The organism is Burkholderia sp. AU31624 (assembly GCF_020420065.1).
GTDB lineage: Bacteria > Pseudomonadota > Gammaproteobacteria > Burkholderiales > Burkholderiaceae > Burkholderia.
In genome coordinates this window covers 576,357-593,898 of record NZ_JAIZRT010000003.1, presented here as the reverse complement: position 1 = coordinate 593,898, position 17,542 = coordinate 576,357, and the positions used below count along the sequence as shown (strand labels likewise).

15 protein-coding genes are annotated in these 17,542 nt (G+C 62.1%); 12 read left to right on the top strand and 3 right to left on the bottom strand.

The annotated features are described in order from the left end of the window. Positions 1–12: 12 nt before the first annotated feature. From LGM89_RS13025 to purU, 5 genes are all read left to right on the top strand, one after another. A complete protein-coding gene (locus LGM89_RS13025; protein WP_089495661.1) occupies positions 13–2,019 on the top strand; it encodes a monovalent cation:proton antiporter family protein in 2,007 nt (668 codons plus the stop codon). Between the two features lie 81 nt (positions 2,020–2,100). Beyond that, entirely contained in the window at positions 2,101–2,667 is a 567-nt protein-coding gene (locus tag LGM89_RS13020; RefSeq protein ID WP_011353218.1) for an adenine phosphoribosyltransferase, read from the top strand. Between the two features lie 43 nt (positions 2,668–2,710). Continuing rightward, positions 2,711–3,325 (top strand): LysE family translocator, encoded by a 615-nt coding sequence (locus tag LGM89_RS13015; protein WP_059233178.1) that lies wholly within the window; start codon positions 2,711–2,713, stop codon positions 3,323–3,325. A gap of 6 nt (positions 3,326–3,331) precedes the next feature. Beyond that, on the top strand, positions 3,332–4,198 hold the full coding sequence (locus tag LGM89_RS13010; RefSeq protein WP_089495658.1) for an NUDIX hydrolase: 867 nt from the start codon (positions 3,332–3,334) through the stop codon (positions 4,196–4,198). 73 nt (positions 4,199–4,271) lie between these two features. Continuing rightward, positions 4,272–5,156 carry a formyltetrahydrofolate deformylase gene (gene purU / locus LGM89_RS13005; protein ID WP_175237339.1) on the top strand — a complete coding sequence of 295 codons (885 nt, stop codon included), beginning with the start codon at positions 4,272–4,274 and terminating at the stop codon, positions 5,154–5,156. Positions 5,157–5,267: 111 nt separating this feature from the next. Here purU and LGM89_RS13000 read toward each other — a convergent pair whose 3' ends face one another. Beyond that, entirely contained in the window at positions 5,268–6,353 is a 1,086-nt protein-coding gene (locus tag LGM89_RS13000) for an AI-2E family transporter (protein WP_179243660.1), read from the bottom strand. A 250-nt stretch (positions 6,354–6,603) separates the two neighbouring features. Then, positions 6,604–9,489, bottom strand: coding sequence for an excinuclease ABC subunit UvrA (gene uvrA / locus LGM89_RS12995; protein ID WP_089426343.1), 2,886 nt, complete (start codon positions 9,487–9,489; stop codon positions 6,604–6,606). A 274-nt stretch (positions 9,490–9,763) separates the two neighbouring features. On the opposite strand from uvrA, the gene LGM89_RS12990 reads away from it, so the two are divergent. From LGM89_RS12990 to LGM89_RS12960, 7 genes are all read left to right on the top strand, one after another. Then, positions 9,764–10,951, top strand: coding sequence for an MFS transporter (locus tag LGM89_RS12990; protein ID WP_089426342.1), 1,188 nt, complete (start codon positions 9,764–9,766; stop codon positions 10,949–10,951). Positions 10,952–11,052: 101 nt separating this feature from the next. After that, the gene (locus LGM89_RS12985) at positions 11,053–11,610 is read left to right on the top strand and encodes a single-stranded DNA-binding protein (protein ID WP_059233184.1); all 558 of its coding nucleotides are present in this window, start codon (positions 11,053–11,055) and stop codon (positions 11,608–11,610) included. Between the two features lie 253 nt (positions 11,611–11,863). Further along, positions 11,864–12,709, top strand: a complete 846-nt coding sequence (locus LGM89_RS12980) for a hypothetical protein (protein ID WP_226206787.1) — start codon at positions 11,864–11,866, stop codon at positions 12,707–12,709. 5 nt (positions 12,710–12,714) lie between these two features. After that, on the top strand, positions 12,715–15,027 hold the full coding sequence (locus tag LGM89_RS12975; protein ID WP_226206788.1) for a UvrD-helicase domain-containing protein: 2,313 nt from the start codon (positions 12,715–12,717) through the stop codon (positions 15,025–15,027). 32 nt (positions 15,028–15,059) lie between these two features. Then, positions 15,060–15,608 (top strand): G/U mismatch-specific DNA glycosylase, encoded by a 549-nt coding sequence (gene mug, locus LGM89_RS12970; protein WP_226206789.1) that lies wholly within the window; start codon positions 15,060–15,062, stop codon positions 15,606–15,608. After that, positions 15,595–16,218 carry a DNA-3-methyladenine glycosylase gene (locus LGM89_RS12965; protein ID WP_226206790.1) on the top strand — a complete coding sequence of 208 codons (624 nt, stop codon included), beginning with the start codon at positions 15,595–15,597 and terminating at the stop codon, positions 16,216–16,218. The genes mug and LGM89_RS12965 overlap by 14 nt, the downstream gene beginning before the upstream one ends. A gap of 102 nt (positions 16,219–16,320) precedes the next feature. Then, complete coding sequence (locus LGM89_RS12960; RefSeq protein ID WP_039345972.1) at positions 16,321–17,085, top strand: ParA family protein; 765 nt, start codon at positions 16,321–16,323, stop codon at positions 17,083–17,085. A 63-nt stretch (positions 17,086–17,148) separates the two neighbouring features. Here LGM89_RS12960 and LGM89_RS12955 read toward each other — a convergent pair whose 3' ends face one another. Beyond that, positions 17,149–17,301 (bottom strand): hypothetical protein, encoded by a 153-nt coding sequence (locus LGM89_RS12955; RefSeq protein ID WP_226273172.1) that lies wholly within the window; start codon positions 17,299–17,301, stop codon positions 17,149–17,151. Positions 17,302–17,542: the final 241 nt, after the last annotated feature.

Below are 17,542 nucleotides of genomic sequence, written 5' to 3'. Positions count from 1 at the left end.
GACGCTTCGCCCGTGATTTCCCCGCTCGAAATGACCCTGCTGCTGCTGCTGGCCTCAGTGGTGGGCGTCGTCGTATTCCGCTCGTTGAACCTGCCGCCGATGCTCGGCTACCTGACCGTCGGCATCCTGGTCGGCCCGCATGCGTTCGGCATCGCGGCGGATCTGGAGCGGGCCGAGCATCTCGCGGAATTCGGCGTGGTGTTCCTGATGTTTTCGATCGGCCTCGAGTTCTCGCTGGCGAAGCTGAGGGCGATGCAGCGGCTCGTGTTCGGGCTCGGGCTGCTGCAGGTCGTCGCGACCCTCGTGCTCGCGCTCGTGCTGGGCATGCTGTTCGAGCACTGGGTGCACATCACGTGGCAGGGCAGCATCGCGCTCGGCGGCGCGCTCGCGATGTCGTCGACGGCGATCGTGTCGAAGATGCTCGCCGAGCGGCTCGAGATCGAGACCGAGCACGGCCGCAACATCTTCGGCGTGCTGCTGTTCCAGGATCTCGCGGTGGTGCCGCTGCTGATCGTGATCGCCGCGTTCGGCGCCGAATCGTCGAAGGACCTCGCGATCACGCTCGGCTTCGCGGCCGTCAAGATCGTGATCGCGCTCACGCTGCTGCTGGTCATCGGCCAGCGTTTCATGACGCGCTGGCTCAACGTCGTCGCACGGCGCCGCTCGCAGGAGCTGTTCGTGCTGAACCTGCTGCTCGTCACGCTCGGCGCCGCATTCATCACCGACCGCTTCGGCCTGTCGCTCGCGCTTGGCGCGTTCATCGCGGGGATGCTGATCTCCGAGACGCCGTTCCGCCATCAGGTGGAGGAGGACATCAAGCCGTTCCGCGACGTGCTGCTCGGCCTGTTCTTCGTGACGACCGGGATGCTGCTCGACCCGCGCGTGATCTGGGAGCACCCGTTGCTCGTGCTCGGTTTCTTCGTCGGGCAGATCCTGTTCAAGGGGACGATGATCGCCGGGCTCGCGCGGCTGTTCGGCGCGACACCGGGCGTGGCGATGCGCACCGGCATCGGGCTCGCGCAGGCCGGCGAATTCGGCTTCGTGCTGCTGAACCTGATCCTCGACCGGCATCTCGTCGATTCGACGCTGCTGCAGGCGATCCTCGCGTCGATGCTGCTGTCGATGCTCGCGGCGCCGTTCCTGATCCAGAACGCCGACCGGATCGTGATGCGGCTGTCGTCGACCGAATGGATGCAGCAGTCGCTGCAGATGACGCGGATCGCGACGCAAAGCCTCAAGCAGCGCGGCCACGTGATCATCTGCGGCTACGGCCGTGCAGGGCAGAACCTGGCGCGGATGCTCGAACAGGAAGGCATTTCGTACGTCGCGCTCGACCTCGACCCCGATCGCGTGAGCGCGGCCGCGGCGGCCGGCGAATCGGTCGTGTTCGGCGACGCGGCGCGCCGCGAGTCGCTGCTCGCGGCCGGTATCCACCGCGCGGCGGCGGTGGCGATCACCTATGCGAACACGCCGTCCGCGTTGCGCGTGCTGCATCACGTGCACGAACTCGAGCCGACGCTGCCCGCGATCGTGCGCACCGTCGACGACGCCGATCTCGAGAAGCTGCTCGCAGCCGGTGCGACCGAGGTGATTCCGGAGATCGTCGAGGGCAGCCTGATGCTCGCGTCGCACACGCTGGTGCTGGTCGGCGTGCCGATGCGCAAGGTCGTGCGGCGCGTCGAGGAGATGCGCGACGAACGCTACAGCCTGCTGCGCGGCTATTTCCGCGGCGCGGACGACGCGGACGACGACGACCACGAGCAGGTGCGGCTACAATCGGTGCCGGTCGATGCGCGCGCGGACGCGGTCGGGCGTTCGCTGGAAGAACTGGGGCTGTATGCACTCGGGCTCGAAGTCACGGCGATTCGCCGGCATGGTATCCGCGGCGTCGAACCCGATCCGCAAACCAAGCTGCGCGCGAGCGACATCGTCGTGCTGCGCGGGCTGCCCGAGGCGCTCGCGCTCGCGGAGGAGCGGCTGTCGCGCCATCGGCGCGAACCGCCAGCCGCGGCCGCCTGAGCCGCGCTGGTTTGATAACCTGACCCGTATTTATTCGAAACGGTGCCCGATCTTCGCGCACCGTTTTTTTCGGAGAGTTTCATGCCGCATTCGTCGTCGGGCGCACCGCTCGATCCGGTCGCCTTCATCCACAGCCAGATCCGCACGGTGCCCGACTGGCCGCAGCCGGGCGTGATGTTCCGCGACATCACGACGCTGCTGCAGAGCCCGAAGGCGCTGCGCATCCTCGTCGACCTGTTCGTCGAGCGCTATGTCGATGCGAAGCTCGACTATGTCGCGGGCCTCGATGCACGCGGCTTCATCATCGCGCCGATCGTCGCGTACGAACTGAGCGTCGGCTTCGTGCCGATCCGCAAGGTCGGCAAGCTGCCGTACAAGACGCGCTCGGAATCGTACGACCTCGAATACGGCAGCGCGACCGTCGAGATTCATGAAGATGCGTGCCGCCCCGGCGACCGCGTGATCATCATGGACGACCTGATCGCGACCGGCGGCACGATGATGGCGGGGCGCAACCTGCTGCAGCGGCTCGGCGCGGAGGTCGTCGAAGGCGCGGCGATCATCGACCTGCCCGATCTCGGCGGCTCGGCGCTGCTGCGCAACGCGGGACTGCCGGTTTATACCGTCACCGAATTCGCCGGCCACTGAACGCCGGCCAGCCTGAGCTTCCACGTTACGCAGCGAGGTCACGATGCCCAACTTCATGCTGTTTCTCGCCACGTCGATCGCGATCACGTTCGCGCCGGGGCCCGACAACCTGCAGGTGCTCGCACGCGGCATCTCGCAAGGCCGCGCGGCCGGCTTCGTCGCCGCGCTCGGCTTCACGGCGGGGATCCTGTTCCACACGACGCTCGCGGCGCTCGGCGTCGCGGCCGTGCTGCGTTCGTCGCCGGTCGCGTTCCAGATCCTGAAGCTCGCGGGCGCCGCATACCTCGTGTGGATCGGCATCAAGGCGCTGCGCAGCCAGGGGCTCTCGAATGCGCACGCGCGTCCGCCGCAGCCGCTCGGCACGATCTTCCGGCAGAGCGTGATCGGCAACCTGATGAACCCGAAGGTCACGCTGTTCTTCGTTGTGTTCCTGCCGCAGTTCGTCGATCCGCACGGCGCGCAGAGCGTCACGCTGCAGATGTTCGAACTCGGCGCGCTGTTCATGCTGCAGACGGCCGCGGTCTTCTCGCTGTTCGGCGTCGGCGCGGGCATGATCGGCGCATGGCTGAAGCGCCGTCCGAAGGCCGGCGTGTGGCTCGACCGGATCGCCGGCGCGACGTTCATCGCGATCGGCATCCGCGTGGCGCTGAAGGACTGACACACGATGACGTTTCCGTGCATTGCGGCTGCGCGCCGCTTCGATCCCGCTGCGCACCTGCGTTTCGAGATTGCCGGCCAGGCTGTCGGCTGGGTGCGCCGTGAGGACGTCGCGATGCTGGCGCGGTGGCCCGACGTGTTCGAGCTGGCCGATGAGCGCGTCGTGCTGTCGGCGCGCTACGATTCGGTCGACGCACGCAGCATGGCGCTGGCGAGCGCGATCGGGGCGCTCGCGGCCGAAGGCGCGATTCCCGGCTGGCGCGACGAGATCTACGCGATCCGCAACCGCTTCGACGATCCGCCGCTCGCGTACATCGAGCGCGCCGCATCGCGCTTCTTCGGCACGCAGACTTACGCGGTGCATCTGAACGGCATCGTAGAATATGCGGTTGCACCGGGCGAGCCGTCCGCCGCGGCCGTCCCGCAGATGTGGCTCGGCCGCCGCAGCGAGACCAAGGCAACCGACCCCGGCATGCTCGACAACGTCGTCGCCGGCGGAATCGGCTGGGGCTTGGGCGTTCACGAGACGCTCGCGAAGGAATGCTGGGAAGAAGCCGGCATTCCGGCCGAACTGGCCGCGCGCGCGATCGCGGGCCGCGCGGTGCAGGTGCTGTGCTCGCTGCCGGAAGGCACGCAGTCCGAACTGATCTTCGTGTACGACCTGCCGCTGCCGCGCGACTTCGCGCCGCGCAACCAGGACGGCGAAGTGGCCGAGCACCTGCTGGCCGGCGTGCCCGAGGTGATCGGCTGGCTGCGCGCCGGCCGCGCGACCATGGATGCGAGCCTCGCGACGCTCGACACGCTGCTGCGTCACCGCTGGATCCCGGCGGCCGACGCGGCGGGCATCGACGCCCTGTTCGCACCGGCCGCGTGACGCGTGCCGCGCACGCAGCCTGGCGGCGCGAACGGGCAATTTGACGAATACGGAAACGAAGGGAGTAGCGGTCATGCCGACCGATCACAGCTTTATCTTGAAACTGTCGTGCCCCGACCGGCACGGCATCGTCCATGCGGTCTCGGGCTTCCTGTTCGAGCGCAGCAACAACATCCTCGATTCGGCGCAGTTCGGCGACAGCCGCACCAGCGAATTCTTCATGCGCGTGCACTTCGAGCAGGACGGCGGCGGCGCGGATGCCGCGACGGCGCTCGACACGCTTCGCAAGGAATTCGCGCCGCTCGCCGAACAGTTCTCGATGCGCTGGGAGCTGCATGACGCGGCCGTGAAGCCGCGCGTCGTGATCATGGTGTCGAAGATCGGCCACTGCCTGAACGACCTGCTGTTCCGCTATCGCACCGGCCAGCTGCCGATCGAGATCCCGGCGATCGTGTCGAACCACAAGGAGTTCTACCAGCTCGCCGCGAGCTACAACATCCCGTTCCATCACTTTCCGCTGATCGGCGGCTCGTCGGATGCCGCGAAGGCCGCACAGGAAGCGCGCGTGCTGGAAGTGATCGACGAGCACCAGGCCGATCTCGTCGTGCTCGCGCGCTACATGCAGATCCTGTCGCCGAACCTGTGCAAGCAGCTCGCCGGCCGCGCGATCAACATCCACCATTCGTTCCTGCCGAGCTTCAAGGGCGCGAAGCCGTACTACCAGGCGTTCGACCGCGGCGTGAAGCTGATCGGCGCGACCGCGCACTACGTGACGACCGATCTCGACGAAGGCCCGATCATCGAGCAGGAAGTCGAGCGCGTCGACCACAGCATGACGCCCGACCAGCTGACCGCGATCGGCCGCGACGTCGAATGCGTGACGCTGGCGCGCGCGGTGAAGTGGCACGTCGAGCACCGGATCGTGCTGAACGGGACGAAGACGGTCGTGTTCCGCTGATGTGTTGAATGCCGATTGCCGGCCGTCGGCTGGCGGGCAATCACAAACAAAAACGCCGCGCCCTTTACGGGGCGCGGCGTTTTTTTATCGCTGTTTGGCGGGCGGGCTGCTTCAGATCAGCCGCAGCAGGTACAGCTCGCGCTTCAGGTACGCGTAGAAGATCGGCGCGGCGATCACGCCCGGCAGCCCGAACGCGGCCTCCATGATCAGCATCGCGAGCAGCAGCTCCCACGCGCGCGACTCGATCTGGCCGCCGATGATCTTCGCGTTCAGGAAGTATTCGAGCTTGTGGATGATCACGAGGAACGCCAGCGACGCGATCGCGGTGCCCATGCTGACCGATAGCGACACGGCGACGATCAGCGTGTTCGAGATCAGGTTGCCGATCACGGGCAGCAGGCCGACGATGAACGTGACGAGCACGAGCGTTTTCGACAGCGGCAGCCGCTGATGGAAGATCGGCAGCGCGACGAGCAGGTAGATGCCGGTGAACACCGCGTTGATCGCCGAGATCTTGATCTGCGCGAACACGATCCGGCGGAATGCGTCGGCGAAGCGCGACACGCGCGTGACGAGCGCCGTGGACAGCGGCCGGCGCACCTTGCCGTGCTCGACGCCGATCGCGATCATCGCGCCGATGATCATCCCGAACAGCACATGGCCGAAGCCGCGCGCGACGCTCTTGCCGCTTTGCTGGAGCTGGTCCATGTGCGAGTGCATCAGCACGGCGGCCTTCGTCTTCATCTGCTCGACGTCGACGGGCAGCAGGTTCGCGATCCAGGCCGGCGTGCGGGCGCGGGTCTGCTCGACGATCTGCATCAGCTGGTCGAGCAGGCTTTGCAGGTTCGGCACCGTGCGCTCGAAGTGTTCGATGATGCCGATCGTCAGGCCCGTCAACGCGCCGACGATCGCGATCGACAGCAGCACGACGGCGACCCAGCGCGCGCGCATGCTCGTGGTGTGGCGTTCGATCACGGGGGCGATCGTGTGGATCAGCTGGTAGACCAGCAGGCCGGCCAGCAGCCCGCCGAGCAGCTTGAGTTCGATCACGAGCCACATCGCGAGGATCGCGAACGCATAGCTGCCGATCTCGAGCGCCGACAGCTTCGGCAGGCTGAAGTCGCTCGTCAGCCGCACGCTGCGCAGGTGCGGTTCGCGATTCTGCGCATCGCGCGACGAGTCTGGTTGCTTCTCCATCGTGGATTCCTGTCGTTCGTGTGTCATGCCGCGGAATGCGCGGCAGAGCCGTGTTCGCCCGGCGCCGCACTGGATTGGTGCGTACGGCGAACCTTACGACCGTAAAGTATAGCTGCCATTATGGTCCGCAACCGGGCCGTTTGGCGCATGGTGTAAACGCAGGAGGGAAAACGAGAAGGGGCCGGTTCGGCGGTGCGCAAGGGCGCGCGGCCGGGCGGCCGCGCGCGGGAAGGGAGGCAGGCGGGACGCGTCAGCCGGCCGCGACCTTGCGGGCCGTGCGCTTGAGCAGCGGCGCGAGGTATTTGCCGGTAAAGCTCGCCTTTGTCTTCGCGACCTGCTCGGGCGTGCCCTGCGCGATGATCTGGCCGCCGCCGGCACCGCCTTCGGGGCCGAGGTCGATCACCCAGTCGGCCGTCTTGATCACGTCGAGGTTGTGCTCGATGATCACGACCGTGTTGCCCTGGTCGCGCAGCCGGTGGATCACTTCCAGCAGCAGGGCGATGTCGTGGAAGTGCAGGCCGGTGGTCGGCTCGTCGAGGATGTACAGCGTGCGGCCGGTGTCGCGCTTGGAGAGCTCGAGCGACAGCTTCACGCGCTGCGCCTCGCCGCCCGACAGCGTCGTGGCCGACTGGCCGAGGCGGATGTAGCCGAGGCCGACGTCGAGCAGCGTCTTCAGCTTGCGCGCGATGACCGGCACCGCGCTGAAGAATTCGTACGCGTGCTCGACCGTCATGTCGAGCACTTCGCTGATGTTCTTGCCCTTGTACTGCACTTCGAGCGTTTCGCGGTTGTAGCGCTTGCCGTGGCACACGTCGCACGGCACGTAGACGTCCGGCAGGAAGTGCATTTCCACCTTCAGCACGCCGTCGCCCTGGCACGATTCACAGCGGCCGCCCTTCACGTTGAACGAGAAACGGCCCGGATCGTAGCCGCGCTCCTTCGAGGTCGGCACGCCCGAGAACAGCTCGCGGATCGGCGTGAACAGGCCCGTATACGTGGCCGGGTTCGAGCGCGGCGTGCGGCCGATCGGCGACTGGTCGACGTTGATCACCTTGTCGAAGTGCTCGAGGCCCTCGATCGCCTCGTGCGGCGCCGGCTCGGCCGACGAGCCGTACAGGTGGCGCGCGACCGCGTGATACAGCGTGTCGTTGATCAGCGTCGACTTGCCGGAGCCCGACACGCCGGTGATGCAGGTCAGCAGGCCGACCGGCAGCTCCAGATCGACGTGCTTCAGGTTGTTGCCGTGCGCGTCGACGATGCGCAGCATCCGCTCGGGATCGGGCGCGAGCCGCTCGTCCGGGTACTCGATCACGCGTTTGCCGAGCAGGTACTGGCCGGTGAGCGACTGCGGGTTCGACTGCACCTGCTTCGGCGTGCCCTCGGCCACGATCACGCCGCCGTGCTCGCCGGCGCCCGGACCCATGTCGACGACGTAGTCGGCCGTGCGGATCATGTCCTCGTCGTGCTCGACGACGATCACCGAGTTGCCGAGGTCGCGCAGGTGCTTGAGGGTCGCGATCAGGCGGTCGTTGTCGCGCTGGTGCAGGCCGATCGACGGCTCGTCGAGCACGTACATCACGCCCGTGAGGCCCGAGCCGATCTGCGACGCGAGCCGGATGCGCTGCGCCTCGCCGCCCGACAGGGTTTCCGCGCTGCGCTCGAGCGACAGGTAGTCGAGGCCGACGTTGTTCAGGAAGGTGAGGCGCGCGACGATTTCCTTGATGACCTTGTCGGCGATCTCACGCTTCGCGCCGTCGAGCGACAGGCCGTCGAAATAGCCGAGCGCGTCGCGCAGCGGCCAGCCGCTGATTTCGAAGATGCCGCGCGCGTAGTCGCCCGTGCCGATCCGCACGTGGCGCGCTTCGCGGCGCAGGCGCGTGCCGTCGCACGACGGGCACGGCTGGTTGTTCTGGTACTTCGACAGCTCTTCACGCACCGCGACCGAATCGGTCTCGCGGTAGCGGCGCTCGAGGTTCGGGATGATCCCCTCGAACACGTGCTCGCGGATCGTCGTGCGGCCGCGCTCGTTGATGTACGAAAACGGGATCGTCTGCTTGCCCGAGCCGAACAGCAGCACCTTGCGGATCTTTTCCGGCAGATCCTCGAACGCGGCGTCGATGTCGAATTCGTAGAACGCCGCGAGACTCTGCAGCATCTGGAAGTAGAACTGGTTGCGGCGGTCCCAGCCTTTCACGGCGCCGGCGGCGAGCGACAGCGACGGGTGCGCGACGACCCGCTTCGGGTCGAAGAACGTGATCTGGCCGAGGCCGTCGCATTCCGGGCACGCGCCCATCGGGTTGTTGAACGAGAACAGGCGCGGCTCGAGCTCCTGCAGCGAGTACGAGCAGATCGGGCACGCGAACTTCGAGCTGAACAGGTACTCGCGATCGGTATCCATCTCGAGCGCGATCGCGCGGCCGTCGGCGAGGCGCAGCGCCGTCTCGAACGATTCGGCGAGGCGCTGCTTCATGTCCGGGCGCACCTTGAGACGATCGACGACGACGTCGATCGTGTGCTTGTCGTTCTTCTTCAGCTTCGGCAGCGACTCGACCTCGTAGATCTTCGCGACGCCTTCGTTCGCGGCGCCGCCGCCCGAGCGCACGCGAAAGCGCACGAAACCCTGCGCCTGCATGTCCTCGAACAGCTCGGCATGCTCGCCCTTGCGGTCCGCGACGACGGGCGCGAGGATCATCAGCTTGGTTTCCTCGGGCAGCGCGAGCGCCGCGTCGACCATCTGCGACACGCTTTGCGCTTCAAGCGGGATGTCGTGGTCGGGGCAGTACGGCGTGCCGACACGTGCGAACAAAAGTCGCAGGTAGTCGTGGATTTCCGTGACCGTGCCGACGGTCGAACGCGGGTTGTGGGACGTCGCCTTCTGCTCGATCGAGATCGCCGGCGACAGGCCTTCGATCAGGTCGACGTCGGGTTTCTCCATCAGCTGCAGGAACTGGCGGGCATACGCGGACAGGCTTTCGACGTAGCGGCGCTGGCCCTCGGCATAAAGGGTATCGAACGCGAGCGACGACTTGCCCGATCCGGACAACCCGGTAATCACGACCAGCTTGTGGCGCGGCAGGTCGAGATTGACGTTTTTCAGGTTGTGGGTACGCGCCCCACGGATGCGGATCTGTTCCATGAACCTGGCGAAAATGGAGGGAACCAAACCTGCTACTATAACGGCTTTTCGAGGCCGTCGTTTGGGGTCCCCAGCCTTAGCAGCAGGTGGCAGCAAGATGGCGCCTGCGCCGGGAAAAGTGGCCGCAGCGGCCGCGCCGCGCGGTTCCGGGCGGCCTGCGGGCTGCCTGAATCCTGCCCCGACGTGTTGCCGGCCAAGCCTCCCGGGCCGCTGGTCCTGATCTTCCGCCGCCCGGTGTCGGGCGGACATTCCGATCATTCGAAATTCATTCCCGATGTCCAATCCGTCTGCCACGTCTTCCCGCATGACCGCGCCCGAATTGCGCGCGACCACGTCGCTCGCGGCGATCTTCGCGCTGCGCATGCTCGGCCTGTTCATGATCATGCCGGTGTTCTCGGTCTACGCGAAAACCATCCCGGGCGGCGACAACGTGCTGCTCGTCGGCATCGCGCTCGGGGCCTACGGCGTCACGCAGTCGCTGTTCTATATCTTCTACGGCTGGGCGTCCGACAAGTTCGGCCGCAAGCCGGTGATCGCGACCGGCCTCGTGATCTTCGCGATCGGCAGCTTCGTCGCCGCGTCCGCGCACGACATCACGTGGATCATCGTCGGCCGCGTGATCCAGGGGATGGGCGCGGTGTCGTCCGCGGTGCTCGCGTTCATCGCCGACCTGACCTCCGAGCAGAACCGCACGAAAGCGATGGCGATGGTCGGCGGCTCGATCGGCGTGTCGTTCGCGGTCGCGATCGTCGGTGCGCCGATCGTGTTCCACTGGGTCGGGATGAGCGGGCTGTTCGCGATCGTCGGCGTGCTGTCGATCCTCGCGATCGGCGTCGTGCTGTGGATCGTGCCCGATGCGGCCAAGCCCGTGCACGTGCCCGCGCCGTTCGCCGAGGTGCTGCACAACGTCGAGCTGCTGCGCCTGAACTTCGGCGTGCTGGTGCTGCACGCGACGCAGACGGCGCTGTTCCTCGTCGTGCCGCGCCTGCTCGTCGACGGCGGCCTGCCGGTCGCCTCGCACTGGAAGGTCTACCTGCCGGTGATGGGGCTCGCGTTCGTGATGATGGTCCCGGCGATCATCGTCGCGGAAAAACGGGGCAAGATGAAGCCGGTGCTGCTCGGCGGCATCCTGGCTATCCTGATCGGCCAATTGCTGCTGGGCAGCGCGCCGCATACCATCCTGATTGTGGCGGCGGTTCTTTTCGTCTACTTCCTCGGCTTCAATATCCTGGAAGCGTCGCAGCCGTCGCTTGTGTCGAAGCTCGCGCCCGGTTCGCGCAAGGGTGCGGCCACGGGTGTTTACAACACCACGCAGTCGGTCGGGCTCGCGCTCGGCGGCATCGTGGGCGGCTGGCTGCTGAAGCACGGTGGGGCCAATACGGTCTTCTACACGTGTTCGGGGCTCGTTGCCGCGTGGCTTATAATCGCGGCCAGCATGAAAGCGCCGCCGCGCAAGGCCTGAACTCACTTCGGGCAGGCCCCGGCGACTTTCGCCGGCTTGCCCGGCGGGCCGCACCGACAGCATGAGCGGGCGGCCCGGCATCGAATTTACTGGAGAAACACATGGCATCCGTCAACAAGGTCATCCTCGTCGGCAATCTCGGCGCCGATCCTGAAGTCCGTTACCTGCCGAGCGGCGACGCGGTTGCGAACATCCGTCTCGCGACGACCGACCGCTACAAGGACAAGGCGAGCGGCGATTTCAAGGAAATGACCGAGTGGCATCGCGTCGCGTTCTTCGGTCGCCTGGCGGAAATCGTCAGCGAATACCTGAAGAAGGGTTCGTCGGTCTATATCGAAGGCCGCATCCGCACGCGCAAGTGGCAGGGTCAGGACGGCCAGGATCGTTACTCGACCGAAATCGTCGCCGACCAGATGCAGATGCTCGGCGGCCGCGGTGCGGGCGGCGGCGGCGGTGGTGGCGGTGACGAAGGCGGTTACGGCGGCGGCTACGGTGGTGGCGGCGGCGGTGGCCGTGGCGAGCAGATGGAACGTGGCGGTGGCGGCGGCGGTCGTGCCGGCGGCGCAGCGCGTGGCGGTGCAGGCGGCGGCGCGCAAAGCCGTCCGAGCGCACCGGCAGGCGGCGGCTTCGACGAGATGGACGACGATATTCCGTTCTGACTTAGGTTTAGCTATATTCTTCGTGGTAAGAAGCCCGCTCTCCTTTGGAGGGCGGGTTTTTTTCTTTCAAAACTGCTATCAAGTCATAAAACGGAACGGGAGATTGTCGTCCAAATAATGTGTGATCAGCACGATTGGGATCAAGACTATCGAAATCTGCGAATAACTAGTGACGGATGTTAAGCTCTAGGGCACGATTCAACAGCATCTATCCTTTCAAGACGGATGGGTAAATAGAAAAACGGGGGCTAGCATGTTCGACGCGCCGCGGGCGAATGAGTTTACGCAGGGGACGGTATTCTCTTGTGCGTATGCAGAGAATTACAAAGAAGAAATGGTTCACGGGTTGGTGATAACCGCTCGTTGTGACGTTGCGCAGGCGAAGGTTCAAGCATTCTCATATGTACCAGTAATTCCATTGAGTTCATGGTTGTTTGGTGACGGGGCGACAGTTGTTTTTGATCGAGCAGAGTCGGATTACATTAACTCATTTTCTGATCGATTGGAAAAAGATGGATTGTCGAGATCTTTGTTGCAAGCTCATAGTTTTTCTTCAGTGTACGATGCACATTATCGTAAATTTGAAGGTGTGAAAAACAGGGCTGCGCAATGTGAGAAGTTGAAAAATATTATTCGGCAATTGGATGAAACTCGTGATCTGCAAAATAGCAGAGTGGATCGTGAGAGAATGAGGGCGCATTTTCAAATTTGTCGATCACATGTAGACTCGGTAATTAAGGAATTGTCTGGAAATAGACTTTCTGGTTATTATTTGTTGAGAGGGTTGGAGACTTTTGAGGATGGCGGCCCCCGTGATTTCGTGGCGTTACTTCGGGAAGTTCATCATATTCCTAGTGATATTGTTGGTGATATTTCGAGTGGTATCTCAAGGGAGCAGTGGCGGGATCGAGAAAATTTGGGGTTGATTTGCCCACGATTTATATCTGATGGCGATTACGCGCTTCCAGTTGCAAAAATGAAATCTCCTTGGATTGAGCACCTCATGCAGAATTTCGCATTGCTGTTTTCGCGAATTGGTGTGCGCGATAACGATTTGGAAGACGTTAAAAAATCTCTTGATGCAATTGGGGTGAGGTGATGACCATGAAATATCTTTATATTTGCCAGGAAGCCGCTCAGGAGCTGGTCGCGGAAAGGATGCTGCAATCTGCTGAGTTTGAAACCGGTAAATTATTTGCTGGATTTATCCGCGGGGAAGTGAAAATGATGGCGCTTAGTGCCAAAATTGCTGCGGTGTTCTCTGGTGAGGGTGCATATATTGTTTCTCCTGATTCAAGATCTGAAAATTATATTGTCTTTGATCTTGAGGAAGCTCCGAGGTTGTTGTCGCTAGACGATAACGGATTGCTGTTGGTTATTCAAAAAACGCTGCGTTTCGCCATCAAGCTCTGGAATGGCTTGAAGCCAAGTTCTCACGAAAAAGTCTTGGTAAACGGAAAGGCTGTTGTTTTTCCTTATCCAATTGGAATGCAAACGGATTTGCGAGCTGTGATCGAGCGTCAGCCGGATGAACGGAGACGGAGCAAGCGCGAATCCGGCTCGGCGTTTCTCGTTTATAAATTTTCTAGTGATGAAGGCGAAGGTGTTGCTGAAATTGCGCGCGTCACTAATTTTAGAAAAGCCGGAGATGGGCGAGATTCGGCTCTTGCAACGGCATCTGAAGTGATTGCTCGCTCCAACATACGTCCGGTGCTTGGTAGTCAGGCCTTAGCAGTAACGCATCTCGACGCGTCTAATCATGATCGCCCTGCATTTCAAGCGGGGCTGGATGGTTGGCGAAGCGCACTCACTAGTAGGCAACTTGAGTTTGTGAATCGTCGACTGGACGTTCCGCATCGCATTGAGGGGCCGGCGGGAACCGGTAAGACACTTTGCTTGGTGTTGAAGTGTTTGAAATCATTGAAGGACTCCCAGGAGCAAAATGACGAATATCGCGCGCTATTTATTGCGCATAGCGAGGCGACAAAGAGAGCGATTGAAAACCTTTTTGCGATAAATGATCAGGATGGATTTTATTCGACCGAGCGATCATTGTTGGGGGCGGCCCAAGTCCTCAGGGTGACAACCTTGCAGGCACTATGTGCCAATCTGCTTCATCAAGAAATATCTGAGTCTGAGCTCGTCGACCGCGATGCATATGAGTCGAAACAGGTGCAAACTCTATATGCGCGTGAGGCAATTGACAGTGTGATCGATAATGAATTTGATTCGCACCGCCCATTTATGTCGGACGATTTTTCGGATTTTATTTCGAAGACCGATCGATGGATTATTGCCGACATGTTGTGCCACGAAATCAGTGTGCAGATAAAGGGGCGGGCTGATCAGGATTTGGATAAATACAAAAAACTTCATAGGTTGAAAGTTGGTATGCCGGTTGTTTCGGAGGGCGATAGATCATTTGTTTTTTTGATGTATCGGAGATATCAAAATGCTTTGATAGCATCAGCCCAATTTGATACGGATGATGTTGTATTGAGTGCAATATCATCGCTGAATACTCCGATTTGGAGGCGTAGGCGAGGGCGCGAGGGATACGATGGTATTTTTATTGACGAAACGCATCTGTTTAATTTAAATGAATTATCAATTTTTCATCGACTTTCGCGTGACGAAACAACTCAACCAATTGCGTACTCGGTTGATCGTTCGCAAGCGCTTGGTGATAGAGGGTGGACAGATGAAGCCTTTGATTTGATTTTTGATCCTGAATGTGGGGGCGATGGGTCGGCAAGTACTCCGGTGAAATCTATATTTAGATGTTCTCCGGATATTGTAAATCTCGCATTTTCGGTAACTTCGTCGGGAGCGACGCTGTTTACCAATTTTCATGATCCACTTACTACGGCTATTAGTGCTTTTACGTCAGAAGAGGAGAGAAAAACCGAGCGCCCGGTCATGATTCAATATCCCTCTGGTGATGCGATGTTGAGTGGTGCTTTTGCGCGTGCTGATGCGCTTGCCAAAGAAATGGGGGAGACGAAAGCAGATGTTGTGATTATCGCGTTCGGTGACGATATATTCAAGGATTTGCAGGAGCGAGCCAAGAGTGCTAAAAAGCCGGTGGAGATTGTGAAAAGTCGAGGGGATTTGGATGCTGTTGTGCGTGCTCGGCAGGCAGGGCGCTTTGTGCTTACTGCTCCCGAGTTTGTTGGGGGCCTTGAGTTTTCCGCCGCCGTTTTAGTTGGTGTTGATGGCGGTAGAGTGCCACCAAAGGGTGGAACATCATATGAAGATAGTCAGAATTATTTAAGCTACGCGTCCCATCAGCGTGTTTATGTGGCTCTTACAAGGGCTCGCTTCCGTGTTGAGTTGCTTGGGGAAAAAGCGCGAGGGATTAGTTCGATTCTTTCAAATGCGGTTCGTGGTAATCTCATCGATGTCCGCGATGCGTGAGGGTTTATACAATAATTCGGTTCGGGCAAACCATGGCTGACGAACTTCCCGACCTCATCGCTCCGCATCTCGACGTGCTGTTCTGCGGGATCAACCCGGGCCTGACCGCGGCCGCCACGGGGCATCACTTCGCGGGGAGAAGCAACCGCTTCTGGCGCGTGATCCATCTCGCGGGCTTCACGCCGGCGGAAATCTCGCCGCAGGACGATCGCGCGATTCTTCAATATGGCTGCGGCCTGACCGCGGTGGTGAAGCGGCCGACCGCGAGTGCCGATCAGCTTTCGCGCGCGGAATTCATCGCCGCGGCTGCGGAGTTCGACCAGAAGCTGGCGCGCTACGCGCCGCGCTTCGTCGCCTTTCTCGGCAAGGCGGCGTACTCCGCGCTTTCCGGGCAGCGAGAAATCGAGTGGGGGCTGCAACCGGCCCGGATGCAGGGGGCGAGCGTCTGGGTGCTGCCCAATCCGAGCGGGCGAAACCTCGCGTTCAGTCTCGACGATCTGGTCGACGCATACCGTCAGCTTCGTCTGCAGGCGAAGGCCGTTTCCGGTCTCCAACTGGAGGGGCAGGATGCGGCGCGGTGAACCCTCGCCCCGGTGGCCGGGCACCGTGCTGCCGCGCGCATTCTTCGACCGAGTCGCCACCGACGTTGCGCCGCAACTGCTGAACAAGATCCTCGCGGCCGCGGACGGCCGTGCCGGGCGGATCGTCGAAGTGGAAGCCTATGCCGGTGCGATCGACCCGGCTGCGCATACCTACCGCGGCAAGACGCTGCGCAATGCGACGATGTTCGGGCCGCCGGGGCACCTGTACGTCTATTTCACCTATGGCATGCACTGGTGCTGCAACTGCGTGTGCGGCCCGGATGGCGCGGGAACGGGCGTGCTGATTCGCGCGCTCGAGCCGCTGCAAGGGCTCGAGCAAATGCGTGCGGCCCGGCCGCCGCGGACGCGCGATCGCGACCTGTGCCGGGGGCCGGCACGGCTGACCCAGGCGATGGGGATCACCGGCGCGCAGGACGGTGTCGACCTGATCGGTGCGCACGAAGGGTTCGCAATCGTCGACGACGGCATCGCGCCGCCCGCTGATCTGGCGGGCGGGCCGCGCATCGGCATTCGTGTCGGCACGGATCGGCCGTGGCGCTGGAGCGTGCCGGGCAACCTGTACGTCTCGGGGCCAGTGACGCGCCGCTGATACACCCCGTGCCGGAATGCGCACAATTCGACCTGCGTCACGCGACCGCCATTATTGACCGGCTAAGCTTGCCTTTTCGACGTATTCGATCGAGGAGACACAATGCGGCGGGTCGTATTCAACCAGAAGGGCGGCGTGGGCAAATCGACGATCGTCTGCAACCTGGCGGCGATCAGCGCGAGCGAAGGGCTGCGCACGCTCGTCATCGACCTCGATGCGCAGGCGAATTCCACGCGCTACCTGCTCGGCGACGCCGCAGCCGACGCGCAGCCAGGTGTCGCCGATTTCTTCGAAACCGCGCTGACCTTCAACTTCCGCCCGGTCGACGTCGCGTCGTTCATTCATCCGACCCCGTTCGAAGGGCTCGACGTGATGCCCGCGCATCCGGAGCTCGACACGCTGCACGGCAAGCTCGAGTCGCGCTACAAGATCTACAAGCTGCGCGATGCGCTGAACGAACTCGACACCTACGACGCGGTGTACATCGACACGCCGCCCGCGCTGAACTTCTATACGCGCTCAGCGCTGATCGCGGTCGAGCGCTGCCTGATCCCGTTCGACTGCGACGATTTCTCGCGCCGTGCGCTGTACACGCTGCTCGAGAACGTGAAGGAAATCCAGCAGGACCACAACGCGGCGCTCGAGGTGGAAGGGATCGTGATCAACCAGTTCCAGCCGCGGGCGAGCCTGCCGCAGCGGCTGGTCGACGAACTCGTCGAAGAAGGGCTGCCAGTGCTCGCGTCGAGGTTGTCGGCGTCGGTGAAGATTCGCGAGTCGCATCAGCAGTCCAAGCCGGTGATCCATCTGGAACCCGGGCACAAGCTCGCGCAGGAGTTTCTCGCGCTGCATCGCGAGCTGGCCGGCTGATACCGCATTTGCCTGACGATACCGCGGCCGCATCATGCGGCCGCTTTTTATTGCGACCGCAATTCATCCGATCATTGATTTCGTCATTAATAATCCCGAAAACGATTTCATAATAAATCCAGAAAAAACGATTACATAAGTGGCTGCTCCATTTTCAATGCGCCCCGGTTTTCTAATAAACGGAATAATGGATTGGTAAATGTTGCGCGACGTCATGATCCGCTATCCTGTAAAAAGGTAAAAATACATTGCGGGACAGAGTGATGCGCGGCCTCGTCTGCGATGTCGGCGCATCACGGGTTCCAGCGGTCGCCTGGATGGAAATGAGGGTTTACACCTAGCATTAATGCCATTTAATTGACAATTAATCGATCTAGAATGGGCTCCTTCAACTTCCCGCACTCAAATAAGTGGCGGGTTGTCAATAAGGAAGCCTGCTGTCGATCCGGCTTCCAAT

What these genes read in the sequence shown, in the direction of transcription:
- uvrA (WP_089426343.1), bottom strand. Translation starts at nt 9,489, where the DNA reads ATGGAACAGATCCGCATCCGTGGGGCGCGTACCCACAACCTGAAAAAC.
- LGM89_RS12990 (WP_089426342.1), top strand. Translation starts at nt 9,764, where the DNA reads ATGTCCAATCCGTCTGCCACGTCTTCCCGCATGACCGCGCCCGAATTG.
- LGM89_RS12960 (WP_039345972.1), top strand. Translation starts at nt 16,321, where the DNA reads ATGCGGCGGGTCGTATTCAACCAGAAGGGCGGCGTGGGCAAATCGACG.
- purU (WP_175237339.1), top strand. Translation starts at nt 4,272, where the DNA reads ATGCCGACCGATCACAGCTTTATCTTGAAACTGTCGTGCCCCGACCGG.
- mug (WP_226206789.1), top strand. Translation starts at nt 15,060, where the DNA reads ATGGCTGACGAACTTCCCGACCTCATCGCTCCGCATCTCGACGTGCTG.
- LGM89_RS12975 (WP_226206788.1), top strand. Translation starts at nt 12,715, where the DNA reads ATGAAATATCTTTATATTTGCCAGGAAGCCGCTCAGGAGCTGGTCGCG.
- LGM89_RS12985 (WP_059233184.1), top strand. Translation starts at nt 11,053, where the DNA reads ATGGCATCCGTCAACAAGGTCATCCTCGTCGGCAATCTCGGCGCCGAT.
- LGM89_RS13020 (WP_011353218.1), top strand. Translation starts at nt 2,101, where the DNA reads ATGCCGCATTCGTCGTCGGGCGCACCGCTCGATCCGGTCGCCTTCATC.
- LGM89_RS13000 (WP_179243660.1), bottom strand. Translation starts at nt 6,353, where the DNA reads ATGGAGAAGCAACCAGACTCGTCGCGCGATGCGCAGAATCGCGAACCG.
- LGM89_RS12980 (WP_226206787.1), top strand. Translation starts at nt 11,864, where the DNA reads ATGTTCGACGCGCCGCGGGCGAATGAGTTTACGCAGGGGACGGTATTC.
- LGM89_RS13015 (WP_059233178.1), top strand. Translation starts at nt 2,711, where the DNA reads ATGCCCAACTTCATGCTGTTTCTCGCCACGTCGATCGCGATCACGTTC.
- LGM89_RS12955 (WP_226273172.1), bottom strand. Translation starts at nt 17,301, where the DNA reads ATGACGTCGCGCAACATTTACCAATCCATTATTCCGTTTATTAGAAAA.
- LGM89_RS12965 (WP_226206790.1), top strand. Translation starts at nt 15,595, where the DNA reads ATGCGGCGCGGTGAACCCTCGCCCCGGTGGCCGGGCACCGTGCTGCCG.
- LGM89_RS13010 (WP_089495658.1), top strand. Translation starts at nt 3,332, where the DNA reads ATGACGTTTCCGTGCATTGCGGCTGCGCGCCGCTTCGATCCCGCTGCG.